This is a genomic window from Tolumonas auensis DSM 9187 (assembly GCF_000023065.1).
In the GTDB taxonomy this organism is placed as follows: Bacteria; Pseudomonadota; Gammaproteobacteria; order Enterobacterales; family Aeromonadaceae; genus Tolumonas; species Tolumonas auensis.
On the sequence record NC_012691.1, the window covers coordinates 2,417,345 to 2,438,399 of the forward strand.

20 protein-coding genes and 1 other RNA gene are annotated in these 21,055 nt (G+C 47.6%); 7 read left to right on the forward strand and 14 right to left on the reverse strand.

Annotation, left to right across the window (positions count from 1 at the left end; genetic code table 11):
- Positions 1–37: 37 nt before the first annotated feature.
- The 3 genes from asnB to TOLA_RS11220 all read left to right on the forward strand — a co-directional run bounded on the left by asnB (position 38) and on the right by TOLA_RS11220 (position 2,859).
- Positions 38–1,705, forward strand: coding sequence for an asparagine synthase B (asnB, locus tag TOLA_RS11210; RefSeq protein WP_015879275.1), 1,668 nt, complete (start codon positions 38–40; stop codon positions 1,703–1,705).
- 99 nt (positions 1,706–1,804) lie between these two features.
- A complete protein-coding gene (locus tag TOLA_RS11215; RefSeq protein WP_015879276.1) occupies positions 1,805–2,176 on the forward strand; it encodes a CidA/LrgA family protein in 372 nt (123 codons plus the stop codon).
- Positions 2,173–2,859, forward strand: a complete 687-nt coding sequence (locus tag TOLA_RS11220; RefSeq protein ID WP_015879277.1) for an LrgB family protein — start codon at positions 2,173–2,175, stop codon at positions 2,857–2,859. Before TOLA_RS11215 ends, TOLA_RS11220 begins: the two co-directional genes overlap by 4 nt.
- A 46-nt stretch (positions 2,860–2,905) precedes the next feature.
- Here TOLA_RS11220 and TOLA_RS11225 read toward each other — a convergent pair whose 3' ends face one another.
- From TOLA_RS11225 to TOLA_RS11265, 9 genes are all read right to left on the reverse strand, one after another.
- Positions 2,906–3,103: a DUF4250 domain-containing protein gene (locus tag TOLA_RS11225; RefSeq protein ID WP_015879278.1), complete on the reverse strand. Its 198-nt coding sequence runs from the start codon at positions 3,101–3,103 to the stop codon at positions 2,906–2,908.
- An 81-nt stretch (positions 3,104–3,184) separates the two neighbouring features.
- Entirely contained in the window at positions 3,185–4,162 is a 978-nt protein-coding gene (gene hemH, locus TOLA_RS11230; protein WP_015879279.1) for a ferrochelatase, read from the reverse strand.
- A 99-nt stretch (positions 4,163–4,261) separates the two neighbouring features.
- A complete protein-coding gene (gene adk, locus TOLA_RS11235) occupies positions 4,262–4,906 on the reverse strand; it encodes an adenylate kinase (protein ID WP_015879280.1) in 645 nt (214 codons plus the stop codon).
- 133 nt (positions 4,907–5,039) lie between these two features.
- Entirely contained in the window at positions 5,040–6,941 is a 1,902-nt protein-coding gene (gene htpG, locus TOLA_RS11240) for a molecular chaperone HtpG (protein WP_015879281.1), read from the reverse strand.
- Between the two features lie 110 nt (positions 6,942–7,051).
- The gene (gene recR / locus TOLA_RS11245; RefSeq protein ID WP_015879282.1) at positions 7,052–7,654 is read right to left on the reverse strand and encodes a recombination mediator RecR; all 603 of its coding nucleotides are present in this window, start codon (positions 7,652–7,654) and stop codon (positions 7,052–7,054) included.
- An 87-nt stretch (positions 7,655–7,741) separates the two neighbouring features.
- Positions 7,742–8,074 carry a YbaB/EbfC family nucleoid-associated protein gene (locus TOLA_RS11250; protein ID WP_015879283.1) on the reverse strand — a complete coding sequence of 111 codons (333 nt, stop codon included), beginning with the start codon at positions 8,072–8,074 and terminating at the stop codon, positions 7,742–7,744.
- 43 nt (positions 8,075–8,117) lie between these two features.
- On the reverse strand, positions 8,118–10,400 hold the full coding sequence (dnaX, locus tag TOLA_RS11255; protein WP_015879284.1) for a DNA polymerase III subunit gamma/tau: 2,283 nt from the start codon (positions 10,398–10,400) through the stop codon (positions 8,118–8,120).
- Positions 10,401–10,417: 17 nt separating this feature from the next.
- Complete coding sequence (gene apt / locus TOLA_RS11260) at positions 10,418–10,963, reverse strand: adenine phosphoribosyltransferase (protein ID WP_015879285.1); 546 nt, start codon at positions 10,961–10,963, stop codon at positions 10,418–10,420.
- 150 nt (positions 10,964–11,113) lie between these two features.
- Complete coding sequence (locus tag TOLA_RS11265) at positions 11,114–12,082, reverse strand: porin (protein WP_041609524.1); 969 nt, start codon at positions 12,080–12,082, stop codon at positions 11,114–11,116.
- A gap of 495 nt (positions 12,083–12,577) precedes the next feature.
- On the opposite strand from TOLA_RS11265, the gene TOLA_RS11270 reads away from it, so the two are divergent.
- Entirely contained in the window at positions 12,578–13,240 is a 663-nt protein-coding gene (locus TOLA_RS11270) for a DUF2057 domain-containing protein (RefSeq protein ID WP_015879286.1), read from the forward strand.
- 49 nt (positions 13,241–13,289) lie between these two features.
- Here TOLA_RS11270 and glgC read toward each other — a convergent pair whose 3' ends face one another.
- On the reverse strand, positions 13,290–14,585 hold the full coding sequence (gene glgC / locus TOLA_RS11275; protein ID WP_015879287.1) for a glucose-1-phosphate adenylyltransferase: 1,296 nt from the start codon (positions 14,583–14,585) through the stop codon (positions 13,290–13,292).
- Positions 14,586–14,877: 292 nt separating this feature from the next.
- On the opposite strand from glgC, the gene TOLA_RS11280 reads away from it, so the two are divergent.
- Both TOLA_RS11280 and ffs read left to right on the forward strand, forming a co-directional pair.
- On the forward strand, positions 14,878–16,464 hold the full coding sequence (locus tag TOLA_RS11280) for an EAL domain-containing protein (protein ID WP_015879288.1): 1,587 nt from the start codon (positions 14,878–14,880) through the stop codon (positions 16,462–16,464).
- A 101-nt stretch (positions 16,465–16,565) separates the two neighbouring features.
- Positions 16,566–16,662: signal recognition particle sRNA small type (gene ffs / locus TOLA_RS16415), an RNA gene on the forward strand.
- 228 nt (positions 16,663–16,890) lie between these two features.
- Here ffs and fadR read toward each other — a convergent pair.
- On the reverse strand, positions 16,891–17,604 hold the full coding sequence (gene fadR / locus TOLA_RS11285; protein ID WP_015879289.1) for a fatty acid metabolism transcriptional regulator FadR: 714 nt from the start codon (positions 17,602–17,604) through the stop codon (positions 16,891–16,893).
- A gap of 136 nt (positions 17,605–17,740) precedes the next feature.
- Positions 17,741–18,073: a Grx4 family monothiol glutaredoxin gene (grxD, locus tag TOLA_RS11290; protein WP_015879290.1), complete on the reverse strand. Its 333-nt coding sequence runs from the start codon at positions 18,071–18,073 to the stop codon at positions 17,741–17,743.
- A 244-nt stretch (positions 18,074–18,317) separates the two neighbouring features.
- On the opposite strand from grxD, the gene sodB reads away from it, so the two are divergent.
- Positions 18,318–18,899: a superoxide dismutase [Fe] gene (sodB, locus tag TOLA_RS11295; RefSeq protein ID WP_015879291.1), complete on the forward strand. Its 582-nt coding sequence runs from the start codon at positions 18,318–18,320 to the stop codon at positions 18,897–18,899.
- Positions 18,900–18,975: 76 nt separating this feature from the next.
- On the opposite strand, the gene sucD is transcribed toward sodB, so the two are convergent.
- Together sucD and sucC are read right to left on the reverse strand one after the other, a co-directional pair.
- Positions 18,976–19,851: a succinate--CoA ligase subunit alpha gene (gene sucD / locus TOLA_RS11300; RefSeq protein WP_015879292.1), complete on the reverse strand. Its 876-nt coding sequence runs from the start codon at positions 19,849–19,851 to the stop codon at positions 18,976–18,978.
- Positions 19,848–21,017 (reverse strand): ADP-forming succinate--CoA ligase subunit beta, encoded by a 1,170-nt coding sequence (gene sucC / locus TOLA_RS11305; RefSeq protein WP_015879293.1) that lies wholly within the window; start codon positions 21,015–21,017, stop codon positions 19,848–19,850. The genes sucD and sucC overlap by 4 nt, the downstream gene beginning before the upstream one ends.
- Positions 21,018–21,055: the final 38 nt, after the last annotated feature.

Sequence of the window (21,055 nt, forward strand, 5' to 3'; positions counted from 1 at the left end):
CCTGCGTGGGGCCCTATTATTCGAGGAAAATGGAAGTATGTGTTCGATATTTGGTATTCTGGACATCAAATCTGATGCTGTTGCATTACGCAAAACAGCACTGGAGATGTCTAAGCGTCTACGTCACCGCGGTCCTGATTGGTCCGGTGTATATAGCAATGACAAAGCGATTCTTGTGCATGAACGTCTGTCGATTGTTGATCCCGGTAATGGCGCGCAACCACTGTATAATCCCGAACATACCCACGTCCTGGCTGTTAATGGCGAGATCTATAATCATAAAGATCTGCAAAAAAATCTGACCGTTGATTTTAAATTCCAGACTGGTTCTGACTGTGAAGTTATCCTAGCGCTGTATAAAGAAAAAGGCACCGCCTTTCTGGATGACTTAAGCGGCATTTTCGCTTTCATACTGTATGACGCAGAACAAGACGCTTACTTGATTGGTCGTGACCATATGGGGATCATTCCTCTTTATACAGGTCGTGACGAACACGGTAACTTCTATGTTGCTTCAGAAATGAAAGCGCTGGTTCCTGTCTGTAAAACTGTTGCTGAATTCCCACCAGGACATTACCTGTGGAGCAAAGACGGTGCAGAACCTACCCGTTATTACACCCGTGACTGGATGGAATACAGTGCTGTTGAAAACAATCAATCAGACAAACTGGCGTTGCGTGACGCACTGGAAGATGCCGTTCAGCGTCAGCTGATGTGTGACGTACCTTACGGTGTATTACTGTCTGGTGGTCTGGATTCTTCCGTCGTTTCTGCTATTACCAAACGTTTTGCTGCCCGTCGTATTGAAGATGACGGTAAGAGCGAAGCCTGGTGGCCACAATTGCATTCATTTGCTGTGGGTCTGGAAGGTTCACCGGATCTGGCAGCAGCACGTAAAGTAGCTGATGCATTGGGTACTATTCACCATGACATTCTGTTTACCGTGCAGGAAGGTCTGGATGCGATCCGTGATGTGATTTATCACATTGAAACTTACGACGTCACCACTATTCGTGCCTCCACCCCAATGTATCTGATGGCTCGCGTCATCAAAGCCATGGGTATCAAGATGGTACTGTCTGGTGAAGGTGCTGATGAGTTGTTTGGTGGTTACCTCTATTTCCATAAAGCGCCAAATGCCAAAGAATTCCATGAAGAAACAGTACGTAAGCTGAGCCAATTGCATATGTACGATTGCCTGCGTGCCAATAAATCAATGGCAGCATGGGGTGTGGAAGCGCGTGTTCCATTCCTGGACAAAGAGTTCATGGATGTGGCTATGCGTCTGAATCCGAAAGATAAAATGTGCGGTAACGGCAAGATCGAGAAACACATTGTTCGTGAAACCTTCGAACATTATCTGCCGAAAGAAGTGGCATGGCGTCAGAAAGAGCAGTTCTCTGATGGTGTTGGCTACTCTTGGATCGACAGTCTGAAAGAACTGGTAGAAACAGAAGTGACTGATCAGATGATGGAAGCTGCTGCTTATCGTTTCCCGATCAACACTCCGCTGACCAAAGAAGCGTATTACTACCGCTCTATTTTCGAAGAACATTTCCCGCTGGAATCTGCAGCGCTGTGTGTTCCTTACGGTAAATCTGTTGCTTGTTCTACTCCGGCAGCTCTGGAATGGGATGCCAAGTTCAAAGAACTGGCTGACCCGTCAGGCCGTGCAGTACTGGATGTGCACAACGATTCATTGTAATAATACTGATTAAGACCCGCTCCGGCGGGTCTTTTTTTCTGCCTACCTTTATCTGCTCGTGATAAAATGTGACTCAAATCTACTTTATCCCGTATATTCATGTCTGCTATTCGCTACGTATCACACCGGATACTGCGTATTACACGTGATTTTCTGGTGATCCTGGCCTGTCTCCAGGCTGGTAAAGCTATTGCTGCTGTTCTGCCTTTCCGTTTTCCTGACAGCATACTCGGTATGCTATTGCTGTTTATCCTGCTGAATCTGCAATTAGTGAAATTGCACTGGATTGAGATGGGTGCCAGTATCTTATTGAAACATATGGCTTTGTTGTTTATACCTGTCGCGGTCGGGCTGTTAGGATATATGGACACCTTCATGAGCTCTCTGGGTGCCATTATTTTTAATGTGTTCCTGGGGATGGTATTGATACTGCTGATTGTTGGCCGGATCTTCCAGAGGATGAATCAATGATGCTCTATCTGGCACTGCCGTTAACTATCTTACTGTATTGGCTTACGCGAAAGCTCTATCAACGGATCCCGTTGCCGTTCATTAATCCGCTGCTGATCCCCATGGTTGTCCTGATGCTGATTCTGCATTTTGGTCAGTTACCATTACAGGATTTTATGGATGGAACCTGGATCATCAACTGGCTGCTGAAACCAGCTGTGGTCGCACTGGCTTTACCGCTCTATCAGCAAATGATTCATATCAAAGCCAAAATAAAACCCATCATGATCTGTTGCTCAGTTTCCGTTGTGATCAGCATACTGACCAGCATGCTGATTTGCCGGGCAATGGGAATTGACGAAGAGATCACCCGAAGCATCGCCACCCGCTCAATCACCACTCCGCTGGCGATGAGTGTCAGCGAAAGTCTGGGTGGGATCCCATCCATCGCTGCCGCAGTGGTGATTATGGTGGGAATTTCCGGTGCTGTAATTGGTTTCCCGCTACTGAAACTATTCGGTGTAACCGACCCTCAGGCACAAGGATTGGCAATTGGTGCATGTTCTCATGCGATTGGCACGGCAGCTGCCACTGAACGCGGAGTTACCCAGGGAGCGTTTTCCTCTCTGGCATTAGTGGTGTGCGGTATTCTCACCGCGCTGATAGCACCCATTATGTTTGCTATCTACGGGCTTATCCTTTGAATAAATTAAAGGCGGCCTGAGCCGCCCTTAATCTCTAATCTGATGTTCAGTGGTTAGCTTTGAACTGATTACTCATTTCATCGTAATGATAACCAATAGAAGACATTTTTTTATTCAGCGCATCCTGCGACATATCATAGCGCAGCAATAATTCGCCCAGATCTGCACATTCCAGTCTCAGTTTCTCATTCACAATGCCAAGTAAAATATTGGCATCCATTCGTTGATAAGCACTTAGATCCATCGCATTTCTCCTGACTAATCAACCACCACAGGATAACTATAGTGTGTTAATTTCAGGATACTGTGTGCTGTGCTGAATTTTTTAACACTGAACACGACTCAGCCAGTGACGAATCAACGAGGCAAGGGCCTGCATATACCCCGGATCAGCATTTAATGCCGGAATATAATGAAAAAATTCGCCACCGGCTTGCAGGAATGTCTCCTTCCCCTCTTCGGCTATTTCTTCCAGCGTTTCCAGACAATCCACACTGAATGCCGGGCAAACCACATACAATCGCTTTTTCCCCTGCGCGGGTAATTGCCGCAGCAGAGTATCCGTATAAGGTTCAACCCATTTCTGTTTGCCAAAACGCGATTGAAAACTGAGTTGCCATTGCGAGGCAGATAACCCCAATTCCCGGGCAACCGCTTCTGCTGTTTCTTTACATTGCTGAGGATAAGGATCGCCACGTTCAGCATATTGTTCAGGAATTCCATGAAAGGAGAACAATAACAGATCATCCCAGTTTGCTGCGAAACCTTCCCGGCGAACAGAATCAGCCAGTGCTTTGATATATGCAGGAAACTGATAATGCTGCCCTAGCAATGTATACGACGGCACATGATGTTCATTTGCCATGACACGTTGCCATGCATCCGCGACCGAGGCAGTCGTCGTTGACGAGTATTGCGGATAAAGCGGCAACAGCAGAATCTGCGTTACTCCCTGAGCCTTCAGACGTCGCCATGCATCCTGCAAAGAGGGCTGACCGTAGGTCATCGCCAGTTCAACGATAACCTGACCGCCCAGAAGCGTTTGTAATGCCTTTTGCTGGGCCTGACTATAAACCAGCAGCGGAGACCCCTCTGCCAGCCAGATTTGCTGATATGCATGCGCTACGCGCTTACAGCGCAATGGCAGAACGATTCCGTTCAGTAAAGGCCACCAGAGCAGATGCGGGATCCCGACAACCCGCTTATCCATCAGAAACTCTTGCAGAAACGCGCGTACGCCTGAAGGTGTTGCTTCAGAAGGTGTTCCCAGATTGACCAGAATAACGCCTTGTTTCTCTGTCATGAGTTTCTGTCCTTTTGTTGTCTGCCATAAAGTATAACGCCCGAACCATTTCTGGTACGGGCGTTATCATTAAATCGATCAGATTGTTAAAACAAACAGTTAGCCTAACAATACGGCCAGTTGTTTACTGATTTCAGCAACTTGCTGAGTACCGTCGATTTTGCTGTAGCGGGTGTTGCCCAGCTCTGCTTCTTTTTTGTAGTAACCAACCAGCGGTTCAGTCTGCTGATGGTAGATATCCAGGCGCTTACGCACTGTGGTTTCTTCATCATCAGCACGGATGCTCAGCGCTTCGCCGGTAACATCATCTTTGCCTTCTTCTTTCGGCGGATTGAATACCACATGGTAAACACGACCAGAACCGGCATGCACACGACGGCCGCTCATACGTTTCACGATTTCTTCGTCCGGCACATCGAATTCCAGAACGAAGTCAACGTTGATACCCGCTTCTTTCATCGCATCAGCCTGAGGAATGGTGCGAGGAAATCCGTCCAGCAGGAAACCGTTTTTGCAGTCTTCCAGAGTAACGCGTTCTTTAACCAGATTGATGATCAGTTCATCGGAAACCAGCTGACCTGCGTCCATTACCGCTTTAGCCTGCAGCCCCAGTGCTGTGCCCGCTTTGATAGCAGCACGCAGCATATCCCCGGTAGAAATTTGCGGGATACCATACTTCTCCATCAGGAACTGTGCCTGAGTGCCCTTCCCTGCGCCTGGTGCGCCTAGCAGAATGATACGCATATCTATTTTAGCCTCTGTTTCAGATAACCTTACTTAGGGCGCAAAAAGTACACGTTTTTGCGCCATTCCTCAACCTTTTCACCCAAACAAAAGCCGTGACAGGCACGGCTTTTGAATATTGGAAGTAATTAAATTACCCCAGCAGTAAGCGGTTCATGCGGGCAACGAAACTGCTCGGATCAGTCAACCCACCCTGTTCGGTCAGTTGCGCCTGTTCCTGCAGCAATAACGCCCACTCTTTGAAGCGTTCTTCATCCTGCACATCGGCGATATGGTGGATCAGTGCATGTTCCGGGTTCACTTCCAGAATGTATTTCTGCTCCGGCACTGGCTGACCAGCCGCCTTCATCAGTTTCATCATCTGGCTGCTCATACCATGACCATCAGTCACCGCACATACCGGAGTTTCCGTCAGACGATGTGATACACGTACATCCGCAACTTCGCTGCCCAGTGCAGTTTTCAGACGCTCAATCAGACCGGCATTGGCTTTAGCAGTCTCTTCCTGTTGCTTACGGCTCTCTTCATCTTCCAGATCGCCCAGTTCCAGATCGCCACTGGTCACTGAAATCAGTTTTTTGCCATCGAACTCTGACAGATGGTTCATCAGCCATTCGTCGATGCGCTCCCACAGCAGCAGAACTTCAACGCCTTTTTTGCGTAACAGTTCAAGATGCGGGCTATTTTTCGCCGCAGCATAACTGTCTGCAATGATGAAATAGATCTTGTTCTGACCTTCTTTCATGCGGGATACGTAATCAGTCAGGCTGACAGTCTGAGCATTGCTGTCGTTATGGGTAGAGGCAAAGCGCAGCAGTTTGGCGATATCTTCACGGTTAGCCCAATCTTCCGCCGGACCTTCTTTCAGTACATTACCGAACTCACCCCAGAACTTCTGATATTTATCAGCATCATCTTTAGCCATCTTGTCCAGCATGCTCAGAACACGCTTGGTGCAAGCTTTACGCAGCTGCGCAGTAATTTTGTTGTCTTGCAGGATCTCGCGGGAAACGTTCAGTGGCAGATCGTTGGAATCCAGCACACCTTTTACGAAACGCAAGTAAGTTGGCATGAACTGTTCAGCGTCATCCATGATGAATACGCGCTGTACATACAGTTTAAGGCCATGTTTCTGTTCACGATTCCACATATCCCAAGGCGCACGGGCCGGAATATACAGCAGACTGGTGTATTCCATGTTGCCTTCGACACGATTGTGCGACCAGGTCAGGGGATCTTCGTAATCATGAGATACGTGTTTGTAGAATTCGCTATATTCTTCGTCTTTGATCTCTTTGGCAGAACGAGTCCACAGTGCCGTTGCACGGTTAACTTGTTCCCAAGCGCCTTCAGTCGCCGGTTTATCTTCACCTTCGGCAGCTTCTGGTGCTTTCCACAGTTCTACCGGAATGCTGATGTGATCAGAATATTTGCCGATCACGGAACGCAGACGATAATCGTCAAGGAATTCGGTTTCATCTTCTTTCAGATGCAGGATCACATCGGTACCACGGCTGTCTTTGGTGACTTCAGCCACCGTAAAGCTGCCATCACCAACCGATTCCCAACGAACCGCTTTATCATGAGTCTGACCAGCAACACGGCTGATTACAGTGACTTTGTCTGCCACGATAAAGGCAGAATAGAAACCCACACCAAACTGACCAATCAGTTGGGAATCTTTGCTCTGATCACCGCTTAAATTCTGGAAGAAATCTTTGGTGCCGGAACGGGCAATGGTGCCCAGATGCTGGATTGCATCTTCACGGCTCATACCGATACCGTTATCGGAGATAGTCAGGGTGCGCTGTTCTTTATCAATCAACAGACGGACATGCAGCTGACCATCATTTTCATATAAATCAGCATCGGACAACGCTTTGAAGCGCAGCTTATCAGCCGCATCCGCCGCGTTAGAGATCAGTTCACGCAGGAAAACCTCTTTGTTGGAATAGAGGCTGTGCGCCATCAGGTTCAACAGTTGTTTAACTTCAGTCTGAAACCCATGGGTTTCCATATGAACAGTTTCTGTCATCTTGCTTTCCTTGATTTACGGGGAATTTCTGGTACAGAAAACAAGATGGGGATGAATGGCTGATTTTCAAGTCAGGAAAATGCCCTGACGTAGTATATTGAAAGAAAAGGTTACTCCAGCGGACGACGACCGCTTAATGAATGCGACAATGTAGTTCCATCCACCAGTTCAAGCTCCCCGCCAACCGGGACACCATGCGCAATACGGGTGATATTGATCTGATACCGTTTCGCCATGCTGGCAATATAAAATGCCGTCGCATCACCCTCAATGGTTGGATTGGTCGCCAGAATCACCTCCTTCCACTGGCCGCCTTGCAGCACATTATCCAGTTGATCCAGCCCCAGCTCTTTCGGACCAATGCCATCCAGCGGAGATAAGTGCCCCATCAGTACGAAATAACGACCGGAATAAAGATGCGTTTGTTCAATCGCCGCCACATCAGCCGGTGTCTCGACGATACAGAGCTGGCCACTCTCCGCCCGTTTCGGATTCGCACAGATATCACATAACGAGTTTTCAGTGAAAGTACGGCAATGCTGACAATGGCCAATTTCCGTCAGAGCCCGCTGCAGGGTTTGCCCTAACTGCATACCACGTTTACGTTCGCGCTCCAGCAACTGAAATGCCATCCGTTGTGCCGATTTGGGTCCGACACCAGGCAATACTTGTAATTCACGGATCAGAGCATCCAGTAGTGGGCTGAACTTCATGCGTTATACATCCACAGAGTAAGAAACGAAAACAGGCCGTAGCTTATCACTACGACCTGTCAGATACGAATGATCGCCGGAACGGGATCAGAATGGCATTTTGAAACCAGGCGGCAATTGCATACCACCGGTAATTTCAGCCATTTTAGCTTTATTCTGTTCTTCAGCCCGACGCACGGCATCATTAAAAGCAGCAGCAATCAGATCTTCCAGCATTTCCTGATCATCATCCTGCAACAGACTTGGGTCGATAGTGACACGGCGGACATTGTGGCTGCCAGTAATAGTGATCTTGACCATACCGGCACCTGATTCACCAGTGACTTCCATCTTTGCCACTTCTTCCTGCATTTTCTGCATGCGCTCTTGCATCATCTGCGCCTGCTTCATCAAATTGCCCATTCCACCTTTACCGAACATGTTTCCTCACTCAATTTCTATTTGGTTGTGGTTTCAGTCCGCTTCAGTCGCCGGAAGCGGTGGTATCTGTTTTCAATGGCTGAATACTACCATCATCCAGCGTAGCGCCAAACCGTTGCTGTAAAAACTGAACATTCGGATCAGACAGCAATAACAGTTCCGCTTCCTGCTGCAGCCGGATCCGCTCCTGCTGCTCAATTTCTGCCGGACAAGGCAGCGCCAGTTGCACTACCGGCTCAACCTGCAAATTTATGGCCGTTGGCAATATGGTTGATATTGCCTCTGCCAGTTCCTGTACCATCCGAGGCTGAGCCAGATGACGAGCTTCATTTCGGATCTGTAAGTGCCAGCTGTCAGCTTGCTGATCAGTAACTACCGCCTGCATAGCCAGTTGTCGCACCCGGCCGGCAACAGGTAATTTAGCGACTGTTTGTGCCCATTGATCACTGCTTCGCAGTAGTAATTCATTACTCCGCCACACCGAGTCATCGTCTTCATCCGTTTCAGGCAAACGGCTGACCGGTGCCGGATTAGATTGCATCACCGGCGGTGCGGAAGGCGTGAACCGATCAGACTGGCGCTGCTTAAACGACGGCGCAGCATTGTCCTGCTCACTATCCACCGGGGAAATAAATGCTTCCTGATCCTGATACGCGGTCAGCGGTGGTAATTCCCACGGCGGTAAATCATCACTTAATGCCCGATTTCCGGCTACCTGTGGCTGTACATCCTGAGGGGCTACCGTTCTGGCTGGTGCCGCGGTTGCAGGTAACGGAGCGATCTCACCCCGGTTTGCCGGGATACGCGCAGGCATTACCGCAGGCGTGACATGACTTTCGGTCTGATTTTCAGCTTGCTGACGGCGACTGCGTAACTGATTTCTTAAACGAATAATATCCTGCACCCCTGAATTATTCACTTCAGGTCCGGATGCAGCCGGTGTCGCCGGTGCAACCGCAGGAATAACGGCAACTGGTGCCGGAGCCTCAGTCACCGGCGGACTAACAGGCAATGGCCGGGGTTGCATTTCCTGCTCAGCCTGAGCCATCAATTCAGCTTGTTCCTGCATGAGTTTGGCTTGCATCGCCAGATCCTCAACAGCAGCACTTGCTGTCACAGGAGGAGCAACCGGAACAGCGGCAGGAATAACGTCAGGTCTGGCCGGTGTTGCCACAAACGAAGCTGCCGGCGCTGTATTCCGGTGAATCAATTGCGGCTGTTCAGTTATTGCCGGACGGCCCGCCCGTGGGGCAAACGCCAGCATCCGCAGCAAGGTCATTTCCAGTGCACTACGCCCGTCAGGAGCCAACGGTAATTCTTTACGGCCATTCAGTGTGATCTGATAGTAAAGCTGGAGTTCTTCCGGCGGGATCTGTTCCGCCAGCAGCTGTAACTCTTCCGTATCATCAGCACCCGGTTCAGTCTGTTGCCCCAACAACTGCCACATGGCAGTCCGGTGCAACAGACTCGCTAATTCAACATGCAGCTGATCATAATCAGGAGCCAGCTCAGCCAGAGAACCAATCTGCTGCATCAGAGCAGCACCATCACGGGCCGCCAATAACGATAAAATCTGATAAAGCTGCCGGTGATCCAGTGTACCCAGCATCTGCTGTACAGTTTCAGCCTGCAGCAGACCATTGCCGTAAGCAATCGCCTGATCACTTAAGCTCAGCGCATCCCGCATACTGCCCTGCGCTGCCTTGGCCAGCAGACTTAACGCCGCAGGTTCATAAGTTAGTTGTTCTGCCTGCAACACACGCTGCAATTGTTCAACAATCTGCTCACGAGTCAGTGCTTTCAGATGGAATTGCAGGCAGCGGGAAAGAATTGTCACCGGTAATTTCTGCGGATCCGTGGTAGCCAGCAGGAATTTCACATGCTCCGGCGGTTCTTCCAGTGTCTTCAACAGTGCATTGAAGCTATGCCGTGACAGCATATGCACTTCGTCGATCAGATAGATCTTGAAGCGGCCCCGGGCCGGTTTATATTGCACGTTATCCAGTAAATCACGGGTATCTTCCACTTTTGTACGGGAAGCGGCATCAATCTCTAACAGATCGACAAAGTTACCTTGATCAATTTCCCGGCAAGCACTGCATTGTCCGCATGGCCGGGAGGTAATACCAGTTTCGCAATTCAGACATTTCGCCAGAATACGCGCAATCGTGGTTTTCCCCACCCCGCGCGTACCACTGAACAGATAAGCATGATGCAGTCGGCCCTGATCCAATGCATTGGATAATGCCTGTAAGACATGTTGCTGCCCCATAACCTCATGAAAGTTACGCGGGCGCCATTTACGTGCAAGAACCTGATATGCCATATCTGCCTGTTAACGGATCAATGTCCGGGAAAATCAACCAGTTTAAGAACGTTCACACCCATTGCCGTCAGACGCTCTTCACCACCCAGATCAGGCAGGGAAATAACGAATGCCGCATGTTCCACAATACCACCCGCCTCACGGATCATCTTGATTGTGGCTTCAACAGTACCACCGGTTGCCAGCAGATCATCCACGACCAGAACTTTCTCGCCGGGCTTAATTGCATCACAGTGCATCTGCAGACAATCTTCACCATATTCCAGCTGATAGCTTTGCTCCAGCACAGAACGGGGTAATTTGCCCGGTTTACGCACCGGAATAAAACCAAGCTGTAATGCATAAGCTAACGGCGCACCAAAAATAAAACCGCGAGCCTCCGTCCCCACCACTTTATCAAACGACATCGACTGATAATGTTCTTTCAGCAGTTCGATTGTCTGATGAAATCCCTGCGGATGTTCCACCAGACTGGTGACATCACGAAAGATGATCCCTGGTTTTGGATAATCAGGAATGGTGGCAATACAGGATTGGATGAAATCTAGCGTGTTACGGTTCATGGTAGTGAGTTTCAGAAGATAAAATCAAAACGTGTAGGTTAGCAGCCTGCAGGCTGAATGCAATCATTGCGCTTAATGAGGTACAACAAACGCACAAAAATAAAGCCGCCCGAAGGCGGCTTCATAACAATCAGCTAATTTCAGGCGAAATTAGAAGGTATATTGCAGACCAACAATGTAGTTGTCGTCCTGGCCAGAAACCTGATTGATTTTATATTCAGCGAATGCTTTTGCTTTGGCTGTGATGTCATACTGAGTTGCCAGCACATAATATTCGCCCCATGAACCAGATGCATCACCATTGGTGCCAGCATTGTGCGGATCAACCAAGCCATAGTTCACCAGTACTGTCCACTCAGGCAGCATTTTATAAGAAGCAACTACACTCCAGACTGTGTCTTTGTCTGTATCCTGAGTGTCGGTATCATATTTAGCCTGACCATAGGTTGATGCTAAATAGAATGCATCATAGGTATAACCCAGACCAGCAGCATACTGTGAATTGGTATAATCCAAACCGTCTGTAGTTTTACCTTCTTCTGCCTGGTACGCCAGAACAGGTTTCAGGCTAGATACTTCATTGATTGGGAAGGTGTAACCAGCGCTTACGCCATAACGAGTCTGAGTTTTGGCATCATCACCGCTCAGATCTGAATTAGTTTTTTCTTCATCGCTGAATGCAACCGCTGAACGCAGATCCCAGCCATCAGCAGCATAAGTTACCGCTACGCCGTCATCCCAAATATCGCCAGTAGACTGATCTTCTACACCACCAGAGTAGTTCTCATAAGTATCCGTGGTATCAGTCAGTTGAGCATAAGGGCTCGCAATTGCGCCAACCATAGACTGAATACCGTTACCGAAATCAGCACCAATCCAGGAATAACGCGCATCAAAAGTGCCATCGTTATCACCATCGCTGGTGTCATTGCCCTGAGAGGCAACCTGCCATTCCAGTTTACCAATCAGAGCCACATCATTGTAGCCGGTAGCCCATTTACCTTTGGTACCGATACGAACACGGCTGTCACCACCAAAGTTTTCAGCTTCACCTGCTTTAGCATTACCTTCAGTGACTGTTTTATCTGTATCTTTGTAGTTATCTTTCTGACCAGCCATGTAGCGCAACTGACCGTAGAAATCGAGTTGTTGACCATCTTTATCATATACAACAGCCGCATTGGCAGATGCAGCAAACAGAGAGGAAGTTACTACTGCCAGAATTGTTTTTTCATAATTTAATGCCTACTGTAATTAAACACCGAGTCTTTTTTTATTTCCCTGTGCGGTAGCACATGAGTGCTACCTCTTTGTGAATCTAACAAGAAAATGTGACGACATCAACAGTTTATATGTCAATTCAAACAACAGTAAAATTGTGGTGCAATTATCTTTTTTTGAGCCCCAATGCAGTGCAAAAGATTGTAAAAAAGAAAGTTAAAGACATATTAGAAATTAAACTTCTTTATTCTGATATTATTTTAAGTGACATCAATCACATTAGAATCACACAAAGAAGACTCTATAGAGCCCACAGCATTTCATCTGTTCTTGCTCTGAATAAATAGAAGATTAGAATGCTGTCTTAGAAATAACCGTTATCAAGGATTCGTTATGACAGTGCTGTTCCGTACCTGGTTGTCCCGTTCTTTATCTCTGTTAGCAATATTTGCCTGCACATCTGCATTGGCTGACACCACAGTAGTAGTTCCCCGTCCTTATACAACCAACCTGATCGATGGTAAACCATATAAAGGAAACAGTTCAGAGCTCAATCTGGTTGAAGGTGAACATCAGTTAGTCATACGTTTCGAAGGTAACTACAGTACCAAAAACAACGTTGATCTGGTGAGTGGCGAACCGCTGGTTGTTAACTTCAAGACTAACGGCAAAGAACAACTGACGTTCGATTTACCGTTAATCAGAGAGTCAGCGCAGGCAAAAGCTTTTCTGAAAAATCAGAAACTGCATTTGGTCGATAAAAATACCAAAGCCATTAAAGAAGCTAATATCTTTGAATTACCGAAAAAAGAAGGCTTACAGATTGGCCGGGATTATCAGGAAGAATTGCTGGCGCTGGGTAAAGCATTTCAGCAACCCGTTATCAATGAAGACGGCACTGTGTCAGCAGGTGGTAATGTGCAACAAGCTGCTCTGACAAATACAGTTTCCGGTAACAAGAATCTGCAAGCACTGGAAATGCTGAAATACTGGTACAACCGTGCGGATCCACAGACGCGGAAAGCATTCCAGCATTGGGTGATTACGCAGCAATAAAAATAAGAGAGGCCGCAACTGCGGCCTCTCTTGTTAATACAAACTTTTATTATTCTCTCAGCTTATCCAGCATTGAACGGGTAACTAACACCACGCCGTTATCACTCCGATGGAAACGTCTTGCATCTTCGGCCGGATTTTCACCGATGATAGTTCCCGGTGGAATATCACAATGTTTATCAATGATAACTTTGCGCAAGCGGGATCCACGGCCAATGATTACATCCGGGAAGATAACTGCCCCATCGAGCGTACATCCGGAATGCACTCTGACACCGGAAAACAGTACCGAGTTGTGAATAATTGAACCGCTGACAATACAACCACCGGAAATAACCGAGTTCAGTGTACTGCCTGACTGCCCCATGTAGTCCTGTACAAACTTGGCAGGAGGCAATTGACGCTGGTTAGTCCAGATCGGCCAGCTTTCATCATACACATCCAGTTCCGGCACAACAGAGGCCAGATCCATATTGGCTTCCCAGAAAGAATCAACAGTACCTACATCACGCCAGTAACATTGATTGTCTTTCTCATCATCATGATCCTTGCAACCAACGCAGGACATGCTGAATGGATGTGCGTAAGCAACACCTAACTGAACCACTTTAGGGATGATATCCATACCAAAATCACGGCGAGAACCTTCGTCCAGCTGATCTTCCTGCAGTAACTGGTACAAGTAGTCTGCATCAAAAACATAAACCCCCATTGATGCCAGAGAGACTTCAGAGTTGCCCGGTATCGTTGGCGGATCTGCAGGTTTTTCTACAAACTGAGTGATCTGACGATCGTCATCGATAGCCATTACACCAAAAGCGGTTGCTTCATGTTTAGGCACTTCGATACATGCAACGGTCACTTTACCGCCCAGACGCACATGATCGAGCAGCATGCTGGCGTAATCCATTTTATAGACATGGTCACCGGCAAGAACTAATACATATTTAGGGGCGTAATCGCGGATGATATCCACGTTTTGATAAACCGCATCGGCGGTACCACGATACCAATTCACTTCATCCAGACGCTGTTGCGCCGGAAGCAAATCAATAAATTCATTCATCTGGTAACGCAGAAAAGACCAGCCAGCCTGGATATGACGAAGAAGGCTGTGAGATTTGTATTGTGTTACAACGCCAACACGGGTGATCCCTGAATTAATACAATTAGAAAGCGCGAAATCAATGATACGGAACTTACCGCCGAAATGTACGGCTGGTTTTGCTCTGTTATCAGTCAGTTGCTTCAACCGACTACCTCTTCCTCCCGCCAAAACCAGTGCCAGCGTCTGATTGATTGCTTCTCTGGCCTGCGTCATGCCCTGCGGATCTACTGAAACCATAAAAACCTCCCGTGATAACAACTAAAAGACACGTTTGGTTGCCAAATGGAGCGAGCTAGTTCATTACCAATCCATTGCAACAAAACCATAATGTTCCTTAAATGAAACAAGTTCCATTCGAGAGATCACGAATCTAAGCTTACTGATAATAATTCTTCTATTTTGCTACTCAGAGCACATTGATTAGACAATAAAAATGATGGGCCGGAACACACATCGGCAGAGGATGAAGTATTGTTTATAGAGAAGGGATCGTGAAAAAAATCCGGACAAAATCAGACAGGAGCCAGGGATGAAAGAGCACTCTATCTATCACAGGCAATGGTTATCTTTATGGCTCATTTTGTTGTTAACCGTGATAAGTAATATGCTTGTTCTTACTTTCTGGTTGGCAGATACAGTCAGTTCGGAACTGCTACTCATATCAAGCGGAATACTTATACTTTCATTGCTGGCTTTGCACTGGAACCATCAGGTTTTATTGAAAAAAGCAGAAAAACTGATCGCTTCCGAGTTAACAGCCAATCAGCCCTCTTCCGGTGTTTTTCCTTTCCTGACATCTGCCGTTCAGCAAACAAAAGACGCTCTGAATAAAGATGTCGACCGGATAAAAAAAATCAATTCGGAACTGGAACACCGGGTTTTGCAGGATAATCTGACCGGCCTTCAGAACCGCAGTGCCTTCCGCAAAGATCTGACTGAATTCTTACAACGGGAAACCCTGTCTGATCAGGCTTGCTTATGTCTTATCCGATCGACTGAACTGGCCACAATCAATCACCAGCGCGGCAGGATAGCCGGCGATCAGTATCTGCTTGCGATTGCAGAAATAGTTCAATCCGTCAGTCAGCGATTCTCGACCCATTATGTTTACCGGCTTTCAGGCAGTGACTACGCCATATTGCTTCCAAATGCTTCAGCATCCATAGCACCTATCTTAGGAAAAGAGTTAAAACAGCTCTTTGATAATTTACAACTGCAAATTCTGGCAGAAAGTATTGCCTACTCCGGCATCACATTTCTGCATCCCGGACAACCGCCCGAACAGCCTTTATCCCGTGCAGATTTAGCGCTGGCAAAAGCACAAACCAACGTGGTGAATGGCTGGTATTTGCAGGAGGAAAACGCTGGTGATGCATTTCAGGGAGAAAGCCATTGGCAACACACCATACAATCGATTCTTGAATCTCACGGTATCAGTTTTTCAGGTCAGGCTATTCAGCCGCTCAACATGGCCATCAATAACTATATTCAAATCATTCCCCGCTTTATTGGCCCGAATCAGCAATCACTCCCAAGTGAAACTGTTTATGCCATGGCCATGCGGCATGGCACCATGGGTAAACTGGAAGAGTTAGTCATAGAAAGTTTGCTGCAACAACATAAACTTCATCCGGAAAATGTAGCCCGCTGGGGCCTGAATCTGAGTGCCAGTGCATTATTTAGCTCGTCTTTTATAGTCTGGCTTGAGCAACGTTTATTGCAAGAACAAGATATTACACCGAATCTGGTCTTTGAAATTGACGAAGAAATTCTTGATTGTCATTTGGCTGCCAGCATCCGGATGTTTGAAATGCTGCGCAGAGTGGGCTGTCGGTCCTGTATTTCAAAATTTGGCCGGGGATTAGGCTCATTCCGTCTGTATCGGGAACTACGCCCTGACTACATTAAACTCGATTCTTATTTAGTTGAAACGATTGAACGCGACGGCACCAGCCAACAGTTTGTTCGCATGATCATTGAGATCTCACATCGGTTAGGATGCGTGGTCATCGCGGAAGGTGTTGAAACAACGTCACAGAGAGAAGCGCTGGAGCGCATGTATATAGACGGTATTCAGGGACAACTGGTTTCTAAAATTATACCGATCGGCGATTAGCTATAAAATCTTTAGAATTTTCAGTGAATTGTTTTTTGAAGGTATTGTTGCAATTTACAGAGGGTCTGATAATATCGGCCGCGTTTCTGTGATGGCGGCCTGGTGGGTCCTCTCGCATCAATAGTTCGTGAACCCGGTCAGGTCCGGAAGGAAGCAGCCGAAGCGAACGACTTGAGTGCCGAGATGTGGCTTATCAGGCCGCCGCCCTTTCTGCTGTATCATTTTTGTCATTTCCAGCATAACCTCATCTGTTGTTTCCCCTCAAACGCACCACGTTATCTGTGCTTTTTCGCCATTTCTGTATCACGTATGATGCTGAATCCAGACTAAACGGGGAACATATCGTTGATGCGCGCGCAGATCCACATGAAACGAGACATCCGCAGTCAGCAACAGGCTTTATGCGGAAGAAGTATTCAAACAATATCAGCCTTCGAATATTGTCGAGTCATTCAGGTTTTTTCTTAACTCCTGCCAGATCTTCGCGGAATCTGCACCATATTGACGGACGATACTTTTCGCTGAATTTAAACTTCCGCTTTCTGCAATGACTGCCAGCTCATCATAAAATTTCATCGCTAAGGCACGTGCAGCAGGATCCGAGAAGTAATAACGACCAATACGACGATAAAGACTCTTGAATCCATTGAAAATTAAGGCATATATCGGATTACCGGATGCTAACGCCAATACATGGTATAGCTGATAATCAAAATCAATATAGGCTTCTGCCGAATCATTCAGCCTGGTACGTTCAGCCAGAACCGAAAGCACGGAGAAAGCATCCCGTTTCAGTGCGGAATGAATAAAAATAACACTGATATTCGTACGGGCAGAAAATAACTGTTCCACTAACTGCGGCAATTTCTCCTGCTCCAGCTTAGCCAGAGTATCCAGAATATTCAGGCTGGATGTTTCCCAGAAGTTATTCACCCGCGTAGGTTTGCCATGCTGTATCGTTAACCAGCCATCCCGGGCCAGTCGCTGAAGCACTTCGCGTAATGTGGTGCGAGTTACGCCGATCACTTCTGATAACTCCCGTTCTGCCGGCAAAATAGAGCCTGGAGCATAACGGTGATTCCAGATAGATCGGATAATGTACTCTTCAGCAAGCCCCGCTGGGCTTTGAGCCTTAAACACGGTGTGTGGCCTTATATAGTTGATACGAATGAATCATAACAAAGCCAGAGGATAGTGAACAGTTAACGTCAATACAATCAAATGTTATTTGTTAACTGAGTCAACGGGAGTAAATAATTTCACTCCCGTTACAGACTTATTCTGCAGCCGTTTGTTTGGCATGAACTGCTTTCAATAATGGCTGCAGTTCACCCTGCTGAAACATTTCCAGCATGATGTCACAACCACCAATCAGCTCACCCTCTACCCACAATTGCGGGAAAGTTGGCCAGTCAGCATATTTAGGTAACTCTGCACGAATATCCGGATTCTGCAAAATATCCACATAGGCAAAAGGTACACCACATGCCATCAGAGCCTGTGAGGCCTGTGATGAGAAGCCACAGCTTGGCAACTTCGGTGAGCCCTTCATATACAGCAGGATAGGGTTTTCTGCGATTTGTTGCTTGATCTTCTCAATGGTTTCCATGATTGCGCCTCATAACTGAAATCGTACTGATTTTACTCCATCATTACGGCTTAACAACGCTACCTTTTGTAGGGTTATAGCCGTCAGGATGGTCTGACAATGCCACTATCTTTCTATTGATGTATATTAAATGTTAAATTTTTTACAACAATATGTAGTATATATGAGTTAAAATTTGCTATAAATCAATTTAGCAAAAAGGTCTGACCTATAGAGACCGTGTTAATCAAAGAGGAGAATTTCAATGGCTTTTGAATTACCAGCTCTGCCTTATGAAAAAAATGCACTGGCACCACACATCTCTCAGGAAACCCTGGAGTACCACTATGGTAAACACCATAACACCTATGTGGTGAACCTGAACAATCTCATCCCTGGCACTGAGTTCGAAAACAAATCTCTGGAAGAGATCGTCAAAGGCTCCAGCGGCGGTATTTTCAACAATGCAGCTCAGGTATGGAACCATACTTTCTACTGGCATTGCCTGTCACCAAATGGTGGCGGAGAACCAACCGGCGCACTGGCGGATGCAATCGTTGCAACTTTCGGTTCATTTGAAAAATTCAAAGAAGAATTCACTAAGTCTGCTGTTACCAACTTCGGTTCAGGCTGGACCTGGCTGGTGAAAAAGGCAGATGGCTCTCTGGCGCTGCAGAACACATCTAACGCGGGTTGCCCTCTGACCGATGGCGTTACTCCGGTTCTGACTGCAGACGTCTGGGAACATGCTTATTACATCGACTACCGTAATCTGCGTCCGAAATACATGGAAGCCTTCTGGGCTCTGGTGAACTGGGAATTTGCTGCGAAAAACTTCGCTGCTTAATCATCAGTTCAGCAAAAATAAGAAAGGCTCCTTAAGGAGCCTTTCTTGTATCTGCCATATCAGCCGATAATTTTTATTATTTCCAGCCAGTCACTTCGCGCAAACCGACCGCGATATCCGCCAGGGAACGCACGGTTTTCACACCCGCTTCTTCCAGGGCGGCAAACTTCTCCGCTGCCGTGCCCTTACCACCAGCGATAATAGCGCCAGCATGACCCATACGCTTACCTGCAGGGGCAGTGACACCAGCAATATAGGAAACCACGGGTTTGGTTACATTGGCTTTGATAAAGGCTGCCGCTTCTTCTTCCGCAGTACCGCCAATTTCACCAATCATTACGATCGCTTCTGTTTCAGGATCTTCCTGGAACAGTTTCAGGATATCAATGAAGTTGGAACCAGGAATTGGATCACCACCAATACCCACACAAGTGGACTGACCAAAGCCGGCATCGGTCGTCTGTTTTACTGCTTCATACGTCAGCGTACCGGAACGGGAAACAATGCCCACTTTACCCGGCAGATGAATGTGAGCCGGCATGATGCCGATCTTGCATTCACCCGGTGTGATGACACCCGGACAGTTAGGGCCGATCATACGGACACCGGTTTCATCCAGTCGACATTTTACCTGCAGCATATCCAGTGTCGGAATGCCTTCAGTAATACAAACGATCAGCTGGATACCCGCATCAATGGCTTCCAGAATGGCGTCTTTACAAAATGGTGCCGGAACATAGATAACAGATGCGGTAGCACCCGTCGTTTCTACGGCGTCACGCACGGTATTGAATACCGGCAGTCCCAAATGGGTTGAACCACCTTTACCCGGTGATACCCCGCCCACCATTTGTGTGCCGTAAGCAATCGCTTGTTCAGAATGGAATGTACCCTGCGAGCCGGTGAAGCCCTGACAGATGACCTTGGTCTCTTTATTAATCAGGATACTCATGCCACCGCCTCCGCTGCTTTCACTACTTGTTCTGCTGCATCCGTCAGGCTGGTTGCCGCAATAATGTTTAATCCGCTTTCGGCCAGTTTTTTAGAGCCCAAATCAGCGTTATTACCTTCCAGACGCACGACGACTGGCACTTTCACACCGACTTCCGCCACAGCGCCAATCACACCGTCCGCAATCAGATCGCAGCGCACAATACCGCCGAAGATATTGACCAGCACAGCTTTCACTTTGCTGTCAGACAGGATCAGCTTGAATGCTTCGGTCACGCGTTCTTTAGTCGCGCCACCACCGACATCCAGGAAGTTAGCCGGGAAACCACCGTGGTGTTTGATGATGTCCATGGTGCCCATCGCCAGACCTGCGCCGTTCACCATACAACCGATATTGCCATCCAGCGCGACATAGTTCAGATCCCAGCGGGCCGCTTCCACTTCACGCGGATCTTCCTGCGTTTCATCATTCCAGGCTTTCAGTTTTGGCTGGCGATACAGAGCATTGCTGTCGATGTTAATTTTACCATCCAGACACAGCAGGTTACCTTCGCCGGTAATAACCAGCGGGTTAATTTCCAGCAATGACAAGTCACAGGCGACAAACATCTTGCCCAGACCCAGGAAAATTTTAGTGAACTGTTTCAGTTGCTCCGCATTCAGACCCAGTTTGAAGCCAAGTTCGCGCGCCTGATATGGCTGCGGGCCAGTCAATGGATCCAAAGCTGCTTTGTGAATAAGTTCCGGTGTGTTGTGGGCGACGGTTTCGATGTCCATACCGCCTTCAGTAGAAGCCATAAACACGACACGGCGGGAACTGCGATCGATTACAGCGCCTAAATACAGTTCTTTGGCAATGTTACCGCAGGTTTCAACGAGAATAGTATTAACCGGCTGACCATTGGCATCAGTTTGATAAGTGACCAGACGTTTGCCTAACCATTGGTCAGCAAAAGCGCGTACTTCCTGTTCACTGCCAGCAACTTTAACGCCACCGGCTTTACCACGGCCACCGGCATGAACCTGGCACTTCACTACCCATTTATCGCCGCCCAGCTTTTTAGTAGCAGCGACAGCTTCATCAGCGGAAGAACAGGGAATGCCTGAAGGCACAGGCAGGCCGTAGTCAGCAAATAATTGCTTGGCCTGATACTCATGCAAATTCATGATAATAGTCCGTTATTCAGGGAGCGGCACCGTGTCGC

Coding starts and splice junctions, on each gene's coding strand:
- asnB (WP_015879275.1), top strand. CDS start 38: ATGTGTTCGATATTTGGTATTCTGGACATCAAATCTGATGCTGTTGCA.
- TOLA_RS11215 (WP_015879276.1), top strand. CDS start 1,805: ATGTCTGCTATTCGCTACGTATCACACCGGATACTGCGTATTACACGT.
- TOLA_RS11220 (WP_015879277.1), top strand. CDS start 2,173: ATGATGCTCTATCTGGCACTGCCGTTAACTATCTTACTGTATTGGCTT.
- TOLA_RS11225 (WP_015879278.1), bottom strand. CDS start 3,103: ATGGATCTAAGTGCTTATCAACGAATGGATGCCAATATTTTACTTGGC.
- hemH (WP_015879279.1), bottom strand. CDS start 4,162: ATGACAGAGAAACAAGGCGTTATTCTGGTCAATCTGGGAACACCTTCT.
- adk (WP_015879280.1), bottom strand. CDS start 4,906: ATGCGTATCATTCTGCTAGGCGCACCAGGCGCAGGGAAGGGCACTCAG.
- htpG (WP_015879281.1), bottom strand. CDS start 6,941: ATGACAGAAACTGTTCATATGGAAACCCATGGGTTTCAGACTGAAGTT.
- recR (WP_015879282.1), bottom strand. CDS start 7,654: ATGAAGTTCAGCCCACTACTGGATGCTCTGATCCGTGAATTACAAGTA.
- TOLA_RS11250 (WP_015879283.1), bottom strand. CDS start 8,074: ATGTTCGGTAAAGGTGGAATGGGCAATTTGATGAAGCAGGCGCAGATG.
- dnaX (WP_015879284.1), bottom strand. CDS start 10,400: ATGGCATATCAGGTTCTTGCACGTAAATGGCGCCCGCGTAACTTTCAT.
- apt (WP_015879285.1), bottom strand. CDS start 10,963: ATGAACCGTAACACGCTAGATTTCATCCAATCCTGTATTGCCACCATT.
- TOLA_RS11265 (WP_041609524.1), bottom strand. CDS start 12,082: ATGGCTGGTCAGAAAGATAACTACAAAGATACAGATAAAACAGTCACT.
- TOLA_RS11270 (WP_015879286.1), top strand. CDS start 12,578: ATGACAGTGCTGTTCCGTACCTGGTTGTCCCGTTCTTTATCTCTGTTA.
- glgC (WP_015879287.1), bottom strand. CDS start 14,585: ATGGTTTCAGTAGATCCGCAGGGCATGACGCAGGCCAGAGAAGCAATC.
- TOLA_RS11280 (WP_015879288.1), top strand. CDS start 14,878: ATGAAAGAGCACTCTATCTATCACAGGCAATGGTTATCTTTATGGCTC.
- grxD (WP_015879290.1), bottom strand. CDS start 18,073: ATGGAAACCATTGAGAAGATCAAGCAACAAATCGCAGAAAACCCTATC.
- sodB (WP_015879291.1), top strand. CDS start 18,318: ATGGCTTTTGAATTACCAGCTCTGCCTTATGAAAAAAATGCACTGGCA.
- sucD (WP_015879292.1), bottom strand. CDS start 19,851: ATGAGTATCCTGATTAATAAAGAGACCAAGGTCATCTGTCAGGGCTTC.
- sucC (WP_015879293.1), bottom strand. CDS start 21,017: ATGAATTTGCATGAGTATCAGGCCAAGCAATTATTTGCTGACTACGGC.